Origin of the sequence: Janthinobacterium sp. 1_2014MBL_MicDiv (assembly GCF_001865675.1) — a bacterium.
GTDB lineage: Bacteria > Pseudomonadota > Gammaproteobacteria > Burkholderiales > Burkholderiaceae_D > Janthinobacterium.
On the sequence record NZ_CP011319.1, the window covers coordinates 3,071,378 to 3,084,146 of the forward strand.

Consider the following 12,769-nt stretch of genomic DNA (forward strand, 5'->3'; position numbering starts at 1 on the left):
TTTCACTTAACTACAAGGAGTTTTCGCCTATGGATCTCAGCACGTTTCACTCGCTGATGGGAGGCCCGCTGCGCTCGGCGCTGACCGTGCTCGTTTCCGCCCTGCTCGTCACCCTGGTCGCCATCGGCGTGCACCGGGCCGGCATCGGCTTGCTGAAAAGACTGGCCAACGGCCGCCCGTTCACCACCAACGCCACGCGCGTGGCCTTCCGCGCCAGCCAGCTGTGCGTGATCGTCTTCGGCCTGCGCATGGTGCTGGCCGGCGCGCCCGACGACACGCCGGGCTTGCTGGCCATGTCGCATGTCACCAGCGTGGCGCTGATCATCGCGCTGACCTGGCTGGCCATGCAATGCATCCAGGCACTCTCCATCACGATTTCCGAAGTCAACCCCGTCGACGTGGCCGACAACCTGCGCGCGCGCCGCCTGATCACCCAGGCCCGCGTGCTGACGCGCAGCGCGCACGCCATCGTCGTCATCCTGGGCCTGGCTTTCGTCTTGCTGACCCTGCCCGGCGCGCGCCAGATCGGCGCCAGCCTGCTGGCGTCGGCCGGCGTGGCGGGCCTGGTGGCCGGTATCGCCGCCCGCCCCGTGCTCGGCAATTTCATCGCCGGCCTGCAGATTGCGTTTTCGCAACCGATCCGCATCGATGACGTGCTGATCGTCAATGGCGAATGGGGCAAGGTCGAGGAAATCAAGGGCACGTACGTGGTCGTGCGCGTGTGGGACGAGCGCCGCCTGATCGTGCCGCTGCAGTGGTTCATCGAAAATCCGTTCGAGAACTGGACACACAGCTCGTCAACCCTGCTGGGCACGGTGTTCCTGTGGCTCGATTTCAGCATTCCGCTCGAGCCGCTTCGCGCCGAACTCGCGCGCATCTGCGAAGCGGCGCCGCAATGGGACCGGCGCGTCTGCACCGTGCAGGCGACGGACTCGAACGAACGGGCCGTGCGCGTGCGCTTCCTGATCAGCGCGCAAGATTCGGGCACGGCCTTCGAGCTGCGCTGCATCGTGCGCGAGCAGATGCTGGCCTTCATCACGGCCAACTATCCGCACGGCCTGCCGCGCCTGCGCTCCACGCACGACCCGATCGAGGTGCGCGAGATGCAGGCGCAGAACGATAGCGTCTCGCTGCACAAGGCCTAGAAAAACCTGCGGCGCGCTGCCCGCGCCCACCTGCCGCTAGAATAAGGCGCATGAGCACCACCGCCTGGTTCATCCTGATCGGCTGCATGATGCTGGCGCGCGGCCTCGGAGCCGCCAGCATCGCGCGCCTGCCGTTTACCTCGGCCATGGCTTACCTGGGCGTGGGCCTGCTGCTGGGCCCCATGTTCCTCGGCCTGTTCTCGCTCGACCTCGTCAAGCAGGCACCGCTGCTGGAAACCCTGGCGGAAATTGCCGTCCTCATCTCCCTGTTTTCCGCCGGCGTGAAAATGCCCGTGCCGTTCAGCCTGGCGCGCTGGCTGCCATCGCTGCGCCTGGCCTGGCTGTCGATGGCCATCTCCGTGGCCCTCGTGGCCACGTTTTCCTGTTTGGTACTGGGCTTGCCGCTGGGCGCCGGCGTGCTGCTGGGCGCCATCCTCGCGCCCACCGACCCCGTGCTGGCCACCGACGTGCAGGTGCGCCACGCGGGCGACAGCGAACAGCTGCGCTTTACCCTGACCAGCGAAGCGGGCATGAACGATGGCAGCGGCTTTCCCTTCGTCATGCTGGGCCTGGGCTTGCTGGGCCTGCATGAACTGGGCCCGGGCGGCGGCACCTGGCTGTGGCGCGACCTGCTGTGGGCCAGCGCGGGCGCCATCGCCCTGGGCGCGGCCGGCGGCGCGCTGCTGGCCTGGCTGGGCTGGCAGGTGCGCGGCAAGGAGCCGAAACACGAAGTGCTCGACGACCTGGCGGGACTGGGCTTGATCGCCCTCGTGTATGGCCTGGCCACCTGGCTGCACGCGTGGGGCTTCCTGGCCGTGTTCTTCGCCGGCGTGGCCCTGCGCCAGACGGAACTGGTGCTGGCCGGCGCCCCGAAAGACCGCCAGGGCTTGCTGCAGGCCGAGGACGTGCATGGCGGTTCGGCCGTCAAGCCGCACGACAACGCGGCACCGCTGACCGTCAGCGGCGAATCGCTGGTCTTCAAGGAACACCTGGAGCGCCTGTCCGAACTGACCTTGGTGCTGTTGCTGGGCGGCGCCGTCACGGCCGCCGCGTGGAGCTGGCAGGCGTGGAGCGCGGGCCTGTTCCTGCTGCTGGTGGCGCGCCCGTGCAGCGTCATGCTCGGCCTGCTGGGATCCGGCACCAGCCTGCGCCTGCGGGGCCTGGCCGCCTGGTTCGGCGTGCGCGGCATCGGCTCCATGTACTACCTGTGCTATGCGATCGCCCACGGCTTGCCGCCCCGGCTGGCGCACGAACTGGCGAATATCACCATCGTCGTCATCATCCTGTCCATCGTCGCGCACGGCCTCACCGTCAAGCCCCTGTTCGCGCGCTACTGGCGCAAATAGGCCGTCATGCGGCGCCATTGTCATTGCTTCACAGCAATGATTTGCCAATTAGACCTATATCTTGCGGAAATGTTGTTAAGATAATTAAAAACGGCAAAGAGAGAAGCAATGAAACGTAGAAGCGTGCTGGGACTGGGCGTCTCGCTGGCCCTGCTGCAAGGCGGCTGCGCCACCGATCCGGCCAGGCTGGAATGGGAAAAGGAATTTGACAGCTTCATGCACGACGGCCTGGCGCGCACGGAGACGCCGGGCATGAGCGTGGCCGTGGTGCGCGGCGAGCAAACCCTCTTCGCGCGCGGCTATGGCTGGGCCGACATCGAGGCCGGCAAGAAGGCCGATGCCGACACGGCGTTCCACGTGGCGTCCGTCAGCAAGCTCGTCACTGCCACGGCCATCATGATGCTGCTGGAACAGGGCGCCTTCCAGCTCGACGACAAGGTGTCGGCCTACCTGGACTTCCCGCTCATGCATCCGAAGTTTCCCGACGTGCCCATCACCTTCCGCCATTTGCTGAGCCACACCTCGGGCATTTCCGACGCCGTGTATGAAAAGACGACGGCGTTTGCCGTGCAGGGCGACCCGCGCCTGCCCTTGCGCGACTTCGTCAAGGGCTATCTGTCGCGCGGCGGCGCCTGGTATGACGCGGACCTGTCGTTTGCCGCCCGCCCCGGCACGGAATGGCGCTACAGCAATGTCGGCGTGGCCCTGCTCGGTTATCTGGTGGGCCGCCTGAACCCCGACGGCCTCGACACCTACGCCTACGAGCACCTGTTCGAGCCGCTGGGCATGGACCGCACCGCGTGGAGCCTGGCCGGCTTGCCGCGCCGCGCCGTCCTGGCCCAGCCGTATGCACACAAGGAACCGGGCCTGCAACTGCTGCCGCCCGTCGGCTACCCGGACTGGCCGGCCGGCCTGCTGCGCAGTTCCGCGCATGACTACGCCCGTTTCCTGGCCATCTTCAGCAATGGCGGCCGGGTCGATGGCCACCGCTATTTGCAAGATGCCACCCTGCAACTGTTCTTTGCACCGCAAGCGGCCGCGATCACGCCAGCCGATCCCGCGCTGCGCCAGGCCCTGGTCTGGCAATTGCGCGATGTCGACGGCACGCCGCTGGCCACGCACAGCGGCGGCGACCCGGGCGCGGCGTCCATCGTCTGCGTCGACCGCGCCAGCAAGACGGCCGTGCTGGCCTTCGCCAACATCAGCGCCGACAAGGAGTTCCGCTCGTTCCAGAAAGAAGTCGTGCGGCGCCTGTTGGCGCACGGCGCCGGCAAACCGGCCAGGGTCTAGGAAGCTCGCGCTATGTGGGGCGGCGCACGGTGATCGGTGGTCGAGCCGGTATGCTGGGTCACACCGACCAATCACAGGAGAGCGGCATGACGAATCGCATCGGCAACAAGGACGTGGCGCAACAGCGCAGCAAGAGCGAAAAGGCCCGCATCAAGGCGGACAACATCGCCCGCGAAGCCGTGAAGAAAGCCGAAGCCAGGGCCAGGTACCGCAATGCCGTCAAGGGCCAGCCGGCAGCGGCCGCCTAGCCAGGGCCGCCCCGGCTAGGCGCCGAACCAGCCGCGCAGCTTCTCGGCCGCGCGCTGCTTGACGTCAGCCGTGATGTAGGTGGCCACCGTGGCGACGGCCGCCGCCAGCACGGCCAGGTCATCCGCATAGCCGACCACGGGCGTGATGTCGGGAATCGCATCGATGGGCGAAATGAAATAGCCGAGCGCGCCATAGATGGCCGTCTTGGCCCACAGCGGCGTATTCGGCTGCTGGGCGGCGTAGTACAGCCACAAGGCCTTTTCGATGACTTCGCGCCCTGCCGTCTTGGCGAACTTGACCACCTTGTCCCAGAAGCTGTCATCCGTATATTTCTTTTCATACTGCTTGTCGGCCTGGGGGGCGTGGTCTTGCTCGAGATTTTTTCTTCTGCCAAACATCTGCTGCTCCTGTCTGCCGCGCACGGCTTTACGAATGCGCACCTTAGCATAAGAGCGCGCCAGTTGCGCGGCACCCCGGCAACGCCTGCATAGGAAAAACATGGATATCTCCGCCACCACCACCGCCAGGGCCGCCGGCCTGCGCTACACGGGCGACCACCAGCCCGGCCTCGTCCGCCTGGGCAAACCGGCCAAGTTCCGCTATGTGGACGCGGACGGCCAGGCCGTGCGCGACGACGACACCTTGACGCGCATCAAGGCGCTGGCCATTCCGCCCGCCTGGACCGATGTGTGGATCTGTGCGCGCGCCAACGGCCACCTGCAGGCGACGGGGCGCGATGCGCGCGGCCGCAAGCAGTACCGCTACCATGCGCGCTGGCGCCAGGTGCGCGACGAAGTGAAATATGAACGCATGCTCAGCTTTGGCAAGGCCCTGCCCGCCATCCGCGCCGCCGTCGCGCGCGGCATGCAGCTGCCCGGCTTGCCGCGGGAAAAAGTGCTGGCCACCATCGTGCATCTGCTGGAATTGACGATGATGCGCATCGGCAACGAGGAATATGCACGCACGAACAAGTCGTTCGGCCTGACCACCTTACGCACGCGCCACGTGCAGGTCGATGGCAGCGCCGTGGCCTTCCATTTCAAGGGCAAGAGCGGCGTGCGCCACGATATCCGCCTCAGCGACCGCCGCCTGGCCAGAGTGCTGCAGCGCATGCGCGAGCTGCCGGGGCAGGAACTGTTTCAGTATGTCGACGACGCGGGCGAGCGCCACGGCGTCGATTCGGGCGCGGTCAATGACTACCTGCGCGAAGTGACGGGCGAGGACTATACGGCCAAGGATTTCCGCACCTGGGCCGGCACCCTGCTGGCCGCGCTGGCGCTGCAGGCATTCGAACTGGTCGATTCCGATGCGCAAGCCAAGAAGAACATCGTGCAGGCGATCGAGTCGGTGGCGAAAAAGCTGGGCAACACGCCGACCATCTGCCGCAAGTGCTATGTGCACCCGGCCGTGCTGGAAGCGTATCTGGATGGCAGTCTGTTGGAAGGCATGCGCGCGCGGGCGCGGCAGCAACTGCAGGAGGACTTGCCGGCGCTGGCGCCGGAAGAAGCGGCCGTGCTGGCCTTGCTGCAACAACGCTTGCAGGGCGAGGCGAAGGACCAGGCCGGCGTCAGGCCGCGCGCCGCGGCTGGCACTGCGCCGACAGCTTGAACGCGTCGCCGTTGCACAACGGCATGGCGCCATGGCCCGCATCGCGCGCCACGGGCGCCGGCGCGCTCTCGCCTTCGGTCGGCTGCGTTTCGTCCGTATTGATCAGCGTAGCGGCCAGGGTCGACACCGTAAACAGGCAGATCAGCAGGAATGGCTTGTTCAAATGGCTTGGCTCGGCTCGCTTGTGCATCGCATACTCCGTCGGAATGGTTGGCTGTTGCAGCATGAACACGATCATCGCGTGTTTCCGTAAGGCATACAATCAGACGATTTCGACAAGCTGGGTAGGACAGCGCTGACAGCGCCCGGCCATCGTGACAGCCCGATAACGGCGCGCCGCGGCCATGCGTGTCGGTACAATTGACACGCTCATGCGCAGCACGCCTCCACCAGCCTTCAACCCCTTGTTTCAGAAGGACTTTTTATTCAGGAACGCTTCCTGCTTGACCTCTTGCCTGGGCACGCTTGGCGCCAGCAAACGGGGGGACAATCATGAACGTCATCAAACAAACGCTGCTGGCGCTGCTGCTGTGCGCGATGAGCGCCGCGCACGCCACCAGCATCGGCTACACGGCTACCGCCCTGGGCGGCACGCAGTGGCGCTACGACTATACCGTCAGCAATACCACGCTGGCCGTGCCCATCGAGGAATTCACCGTCTTCTTCAGCGTGGGCCCCTACATCAACCTGCAAAACGTTTCCACGGCGCCCGGTTGGGACTTCTTGCTGGTGCAGCCCGATCCCGCCATTCCCGACAGCGGCTACCTCGACGCACTGGCGCTGGCGGGCAGCATCGCTCCCGGCGCCACGGCAACGGGCTTTTCCGTCACCTTCGATTATCTGGGCGTAGGCAGCCCCGGCCCCCAGCTGTTCGTCGTTCTCGATCCCGTTTCCTTCATCGAACTCGACACGGGCAGCACGCAAGCGGTACCCCTGCCCGCCACGCCCTGCCTGCTGCTGGCCGGCGTGCTGGCCATGCTGTGCCTGCGGCGCCGGCAACTGGCCGTCGTCGCGCTGGCGGCGAGCCTGTGCGCCTGCGGCGGCTCCAACGATCCGACGCAGCCGCCCACGCCGAAAGTCATGCTGGCGGCGGACATGGAGGCGGCAGCGGACAAAGATGCGCTGACAGGCAAGGATGCGGCAGCGGCCGCCATGGAGGCGACGACTGCCACGGCGCCCAGCGTTGCCGTCGGCCCTTTTGACGTCACCTCGCTGCGCAAGACGGCGGAGCGGCGCATCAACCGCAGAATCTACGAATACACGTTTCGCATCAGCATCCGCAACAATGGCAGCGAGACGGCAAACAATGTGCACGCCGTCCTTGCCGGCATTCCAGCCGGCGCCACCGTCGTTGACGGCGACGTCCAGGTCGGCAGCATCGCGGCAGGCGCGACGGTCACCGCCACCGACGTCGTCGTGCTGCGCATCAACCGCACGCGTCCGTTCGAGCTGGGCGGCCTCATCTGGAATATCACGGCCGTCGACAGCGTGGCGCTCGATGCCGTGCGGCCGGCGCAGGTGGTGGTCCTGTCGCTGGCCGAGCTGGGGTTGCCGGACGGTGCAGACAGCGTCAAGGCCAGCGGCGCCATCAGCGACGTACTGCTCAGGGATGGCACCCTGCGCTTTTCCACGCCCGGCGATACGGGTGTCGACCAGCACGCGCAATTGTTCATTAGCAAGGGCGGCGCGGTCTCGGTCTTCGATGTGTTGATCCAGACAGAATTGCCGACGGCAGTGGAAACCTATGTCGAGCCGCTCGACGATGGCAGCCTGCCGCCCACCCCGCCCCAGCTGGCCATCACGGGCCTGGGAGCGAACAATACGCTGCAGGCGGATGGCCTGGCCTTTCGCCTCAGCGGCGCGCCGGCGATGGCCCTGCAGAATGACAGCGACGGCTTCCTGGCCGCACCCGGCGGCCCCGCCATCAGCCTGAAGTCCTACTGGGTCTTCCATCCCGACACGGGCAGCTTCACCATCGGCGCCACGGCCATGCAGCAGCTGCTGGCCGTCCTGCCGTCCGGCGCGCTCGACATGAATCTCAACTTCGTGTCGGAGGATGGCGAATTTGCCGTGTCGTACGCCTTGAGCGTCATCAAATCCAATACCGTGCTGCTGGGACAGATGCGCACGCCGGCGGGCGGCAATGCGGCGGGCCTGGCCGGCAAGAAAATCTTGCTCACCGGCTATAACTCCCACCAACGCCGCGTGGCCGTGATCGACGCCACGGGCGCCTTCCGTTTCGACGGCGTCATCCCGGACACCTACCAGCTGACCCTGAACGACCTCGAGCATCCGAACGTGGTCAGCATCAGCGCCGCCGTCTTTCCTGGCAGCACAACGGTCAACGTCGGCATCGTCTATCCGTTCGCGACGGCCCTGGCGCCGCCGGCCGCCGCGAACACCTATACGGCCGGCACGGTGACGCAGGATGGCGCCGCGCCGTCGGCGCGCGGCGGAACGGACGCGGACACGGGCGCGGGCGCCGCGCCGCCGGACGCCACGCCCCTCGATGACGAAGGCAGCCAGACCTTCAGCGCCACGGCGGCCGCACAAAACAACACCATGACCACGCCCATCGTCTACACGGTACCGAAGGGCACGAAAAACGTGGGGGTGAAGATCACCGTCAGCACCGCCGAATATCCCGTGTACACGACGCAGCAAAGCCGCTACAACGATACCTGGTCGTATTCCGTGGTCGGCTTGCCCGGCGCCAACCTGGCGGCGGCCGGCGCCGTGAACCAGTCGCACTTCACGCAAGGCACCATCGTCAGGACCGATTGCATCGATGTCAGCAAGCAAACGCAGAATGGCCCGCTGGCCGTCGGCGGCGGTGTCAGCGCCACGAATATCGGCGACAACCTGCTGCCGACGGTTACTCGGGTGGAGCTGAGCCTGGTGTGCAAGGGCCTGAAAATCACCAAGGCAAGATTCCTGTCGCCGAACAAGGATGCCCATCCCATCTTGCAACCGATCAGGGTAGCGGGCAACTTGCCGGGCCCCTATGTCTCCGTGTCGCAGGGAGCCACCACGCCCACCCACACGGTGCCGCTGGAACTGCAGTACACGCCGGCGGCGGCCACCATTACGGAAGTCAACATCGGCATTTCCGCCAGCGGCGGCAACCCGTCCTTCAGCGCAGACAACCTGTTGGCCCAGGCAAACACCAAGAATCCCGGCAAGGTCAAGTTCCCGGGCCTGGTCCTGCCCACCTTTGCCGGCGCCAAGATCGACAAGAAGGCCGTCGTCACCATCCGCCTGAAGGGGCAGATCAACGGCACCGAAGCGACGTCCGATCCGAACGAGGGCGGACAGGTGGACTTGAAGGGCGACACGGCCTTCATCCCGCTGTACCTGGCCAACAACGAGGCGGCGCTGGCGGCGCGGCGCTACGGCTCGCGCGATGCCGGCGGCGATTCCTGGGCCACCCGGCTGACGATCGCCTGGCTGCTGAACAAGCCCTACCGTTTCGACGACATCAGCGGCCAGCACGTGACGCAAACGGCGGCAGGCCGCTCCATCCTCGGGCACAGCGGCCACAGCGATGGTCAGCAGATCGACATGCGCTACGCGGACGGCGCGGGCGGCTACGCCGATACGCTGGGCGGCCAGGGCAACGGCGCCGGCATTCGCAAGCTGATCGATGATGCACAGGCGGAAGTGGCGGCCGGCCAGGTGAACAAGCCGAGACTGGCCCTGCTGGTGGCGTGGATCACGGCCAACCGCGCCATGCTGACGCTGGAAGCGGCCGCCGCCGACACGCGCGTCATCTACATCGGCCACAGTTTCGTCAAGCTGGCCCTCGTCGATGGCCGCTTTGCCAACCCGCCCAAGGGCTTGATACCGGGCGCGGGGGCCTGGGCCAAGCCGGCCAAGGTGAGCATCGATCCCGCCCACCTGAGCCATTGGCACCTGAGCCTGACGGCCCATCCCTGAGCGACCCGGCGGCGTCTGGCATGTTCAGCCAGGCAAGTCGGACAATTCGAGTTCCGAAAACCCGGCCCGGCGCCGCGCTTCCAGGTTGAACGGGCCGCGCAGGGTCGGCGCCTCGTAGCGCAGCGCCAGCTCGGCATAGGTGGCGCGCAATTCCAGGCCGCGCCGGTCGCACAGGTAGCCATACCAGCGGTTGCCGATCTCGACGTGGCCCACCTCGTCGCGCAGGATGATGTCGAGGATGGCGGCGGCCGCCATATCTCCCGCCTGCGCCAGCTTGGCGCGCAGCGGCGGAATCGCGTCCAGGCCCCGCGCTTCCAGGGTGCGCGGCACCAGCGCCATGCGCGCCAGCACGTCGCCGCGCGTCTTGTCGACCATTTCCCACAGGCTGTCGTGTCCGGGAAAATCGCCATACGTGTGACCGAGCACCTGCAGGTGCGCCTGCAGCATGGCGAAGTGCGTGGCTTCCTCCTTTGCCACGCGCAGCCAGTCCGTGTAGTACTCGGCCGGCAGGTCCGGGAAGCGCCACAGGGCGTCGAGCGCCAAGTTCATGGCATTGAACTCGATATGCGCGAGCGCGTGCACGAGCATGGCGCGCCCTTCCGGCGTAATCATCGAACGCCGCCCCACCAGGCGCGGCGGCACCAGTTCCGGGCGCTCGGGACGGCCCGGCACGGGTCCGCCTGGCGCCAGCGGCGATCGCGCATCCAGCGGGAGTGGCGCCTCGGCCATGGCCGCCACCATCGCCACCTTCGTCGCCGGGTCCGGTTCGAGCAGGCAGGCGAGCGCATACGCGCGCAATTCCTGCGGCGGCGTGGGGATCAGTGGAGATGGCTGCATGGGACTACTTTCTGGCGCGTGTCTGAGTAAGGGGCGCAGTGTATCAAATTGCCTGCCCCACCAGCCAGTCCAGCAGCGCCTGCACGCGTGCCGGCAACGGCGCGCGCGCGCTGTGCACGAGGTAATACGCTTGCGGGCTGGGCAAGGTAAAACCGCCGAACGGCAAAACAAGCTGGCCGCTGGCCAGCCACGGCTGCACCAGCTGGCGCCGGCCCATGGCCACGCCCGCATGGTGGATGGCCGCCTGCGCGCACAGGTCGGCGCGGTCGAAACGCAGGCTGCGCGCGGGCAAGGCCACTTCCGGCGCCTGCACGTCCAGCCACAGCCGCCACTCGGCGTCGGGCGCGCAGGCGGGCCAGGCCAGGGTGTCGTGCAGCAGCGTTGCGCCTGGCAAGTGTTGCGGCATATCAAGCAAGCCGTGCTGGCGCGCATACGCGGGACTGCAGACGGGCGCCAGCCATTCGTCCATCAGCTTGCGCGCCGCCAGGCCGGGAAAGTTGCCGTCGCCATAGTGCAGCGCCAGGTCCACCTGGCCGGCGCGGAAGTCCACGGCCTCATTGCCCACGCGCAAGTCGATGTTCAAATCAGGAAACTGCGCCGTGAAGCCGGCCAGGCGCGGCACCAGCCAGCACTGGGCGATCGATGGGCGCGCATGCACGGTGATGCTGCCCGCCAGCGCATCGCCGCCGGTTATGGCCGCATGCAGGCCGTCCCAGCCCGCCTGCAGGGCGGCAAAGATGCGTTCGCCATCGCGCGTCAGTTTCACCCGCCGCGTCAACCGTTCGAACAGCCGCATGCCCAGGCTGTCTTCCAGCCGCGCGATGCGGTGGCTGACGGCGCTGGGCGTGAGCGCCAGTTCCTGCGCGGCCAGCGCGAAGCTGGCGTGGCGCGCCGCCACGAGAAACGTGTGCAGGTTGGCGAACTGGCTGGCCGTGAGCGTGGCCCTGGGCGGCACGCCGGCCGGCATCAATCGGCTCCGGCCGCCAGCAGCGCGCGGCCACGCGCCACGTAGGCCACCATTTCTTCCTGCGGCACCATGCTGCCGCCCGTGCCCCACACCAGGTGCGTGGCATTCCCCAGCTGTTGCCGGTATTGCGGCGCGGCCAGCACGGCGTCGATGCCCGCGAAACCGGCCACGGCGGACGGTTCCAGGCGCAGCTGCTGCGTTTGCTCCAGCAAGGCCAGCAAGCGGTACAGTTCCTCATCGCTGACGGTGGCATAGCCGTCGATCAGCCGCTGCATGGCGCGCCCGACGAAGCCGGACGGCCGGCCCACGGCCAGGCCATCGGCCGCCGTCACGTTGTCGATGCCGATGTCTTGCACGCTGATGCGCTCGTGCAAGCCCGTATGCACGCCCAGCAACATGCACGGCGAGTGGGTCGGTTCGACGAACACGCAGTGCACGTCGTCGCCAAAGGCCAACTTCAAGCCAAACGCCACGCCGCCGGGGCCGCCGCCGACGCCGCACGGCAGGTACACGAACAACGGATGCTGGGCGTCGACCGCCACGCCGGCCGCTTCCAGCTGACGCTTCAGGCGTTCGCCCGCCACCGCGTAGCCGAGGAACAGATCGTGCGAGTTTTCATCGTCGACGAAATGGCAGGTCGGATCGCCCTGTGCCTGCCGGCGCCCCGCTTCCACGGCCACGCTGTAATCGGTCGCGTACTCGACGACGGTGACGCCATGGCTGCGCAATTTATCCTTCTTCCACTGCCGCGCGTCGGCCGACATGTGCACGGTGGCGCGAAAGCCCAGGCGCGCGCTCATGATGCCGATCGACAAGCCCAGGTTGCCCGTGGAGCCGACAGCGATCGCGTATTGGCCGAAAAACGCGCGTACGGCGTCGCTGGCCAGCACGCCGTAATCGTCGCCCTCTTTCAGCAAGCCGGCATCGAGCGCCAGCGTTTCCGCGTGTTTCAGCACTTCATAGATGCCGCCGCGCGCCTTGATCGAGCCGGAAATGGGCAGATGGCTATCCTGCTTGAGCCACAGCTGGCCCGGAATCGGTGCTTCCGTGCGCGCCGCCAGTGCCGCCTGCATGGCGGGCAGCGGTACGACGGGTGATTCGATGACGCCGCCGCTGGCCTGGGTTTGCGGGAAGGCCTTGGCCAGGTACGGCGCAAAGCGGGCCAGGCGCGCACTGGCGTCGGCCACGTCGGCCGCCGTCAAGCCGACGTCAGCGAGAGCCTCGGCCGCCGGCGCGATGCCGGGATTGAACCAGTTCAAGGGCCGCAAGGCCATCAATTCTGTAATCAGGGGAAATTGCTCGCGCAGCGCGGCGATGGCAGGTGTGGGCAGCATGGCAACCTCGTCAAGGAACAAGCCATGATTAGACTCCATCCGGGCGCGGCTGGCAAA

General features: G+C 67.0%; 11 protein-coding genes. 6 read left to right on the plus strand and 5 right to left on the minus strand.

From position 1 onward, the window contains the following. The first annotated feature begins 29 nt into the window (after positions 1–29). The 4 genes from YQ44_RS13410 to YQ44_RS29330 all read left to right on the plus strand — a co-directional run bounded on the left by YQ44_RS13410 (position 30) and on the right by YQ44_RS29330 (position 4,029). Positions 30–1,145 (plus strand): mechanosensitive ion channel family protein, encoded by a 1,116-nt coding sequence (locus YQ44_RS13410; protein ID WP_071323800.1) that lies wholly within the window; start codon positions 30–32, stop codon positions 1,143–1,145. 50 nt (positions 1,146–1,195) lie between these two features. Next, on the plus strand, positions 1,196–2,491 hold the full coding sequence (locus YQ44_RS13415) for a cation:proton antiporter (protein WP_071323801.1): 1,296 nt from the start codon (positions 1,196–1,198) through the stop codon (positions 2,489–2,491). A gap of 108 nt (positions 2,492–2,599) precedes the next feature. After that, complete coding sequence (locus YQ44_RS13420) at positions 2,600–3,781, plus strand: serine hydrolase domain-containing protein (protein ID WP_071323802.1); 1,182 nt, start codon at positions 2,600–2,602, stop codon at positions 3,779–3,781. An 86-nt stretch (positions 3,782–3,867) separates the two neighbouring features. Then, positions 3,868–4,029, plus strand: coding sequence for a hypothetical protein (locus YQ44_RS29330; protein WP_198043933.1), 162 nt, complete (start codon positions 3,868–3,870; stop codon positions 4,027–4,029). A 15-nt stretch (positions 4,030–4,044) separates the two neighbouring features. Here the strand turns inward: YQ44_RS29330 and YQ44_RS13425 are convergent, their stop codons facing one another. Beyond that, positions 4,045–4,428, minus strand: a complete 384-nt coding sequence (locus YQ44_RS13425; RefSeq protein ID WP_071323803.1) for a YkvA family protein — start codon at positions 4,426–4,428, stop codon at positions 4,045–4,047. A gap of 100 nt (positions 4,429–4,528) precedes the next feature. Between YQ44_RS13425 and YQ44_RS13430 the strand changes: the two genes are divergently transcribed. Continuing rightward, a complete protein-coding gene (locus YQ44_RS13430) occupies positions 4,529–5,638 on the plus strand; it encodes a DNA topoisomerase IB (protein ID WP_071323804.1) in 1,110 nt (369 codons plus the stop codon). On the opposite strand, the gene YQ44_RS13435 is transcribed toward YQ44_RS13430, so the two are convergent. Further along, the gene (locus tag YQ44_RS13435) at positions 5,598–5,828 is read right to left on the minus strand and encodes a hypothetical protein (protein WP_156894827.1); all 231 of its coding nucleotides are present in this window, start codon (positions 5,826–5,828) and stop codon (positions 5,598–5,600) included. The two genes, YQ44_RS13430 and YQ44_RS13435, sit on opposite strands and share 41 nt — an antisense overlap. Positions 5,829–6,130: 302 nt before the next feature. Between YQ44_RS13435 and YQ44_RS29545 the strand changes: the two genes are divergently transcribed. Further along, the gene (locus YQ44_RS29545; RefSeq protein WP_071323806.1) at positions 6,131–9,574 is read left to right on the plus strand and encodes a hypothetical protein; all 3,444 of its coding nucleotides are present in this window, start codon (positions 6,131–6,133) and stop codon (positions 9,572–9,574) included. Positions 9,575–9,598: 24 nt separating this feature from the next. Here YQ44_RS29545 and YQ44_RS13445 read toward each other — a convergent pair whose 3' ends face one another. Genes YQ44_RS13445 through dsdA form a run of 3 tightly spaced genes read right to left on the minus strand, consistent with a single transcriptional unit; the run spans position 9,599 to position 12,712 of the window. After that, the gene (locus YQ44_RS13445) at positions 9,599–10,411 is read right to left on the minus strand and encodes a ferritin-like domain-containing protein (RefSeq protein ID WP_071323807.1); all 813 of its coding nucleotides are present in this window, start codon (positions 10,409–10,411) and stop codon (positions 9,599–9,601) included. A 43-nt stretch (positions 10,412–10,454) separates the two neighbouring features. Further along, the gene (gene dsdC, locus YQ44_RS13450; RefSeq protein ID WP_071323808.1) at positions 10,455–11,378 is read right to left on the minus strand and encodes a DNA-binding transcriptional regulator DsdC; all 924 of its coding nucleotides are present in this window, start codon (positions 11,376–11,378) and stop codon (positions 10,455–10,457) included. Beyond that, positions 11,378–12,712, minus strand: a complete 1,335-nt coding sequence (gene dsdA / locus YQ44_RS13455) for a D-serine ammonia-lyase (protein WP_071323809.1) — start codon at positions 12,710–12,712, stop codon at positions 11,378–11,380. The genes dsdC and dsdA overlap by 1 nt, the downstream gene beginning before the upstream one ends. Between the last annotated feature and the right edge of the window lie 57 nt (positions 12,713–12,769).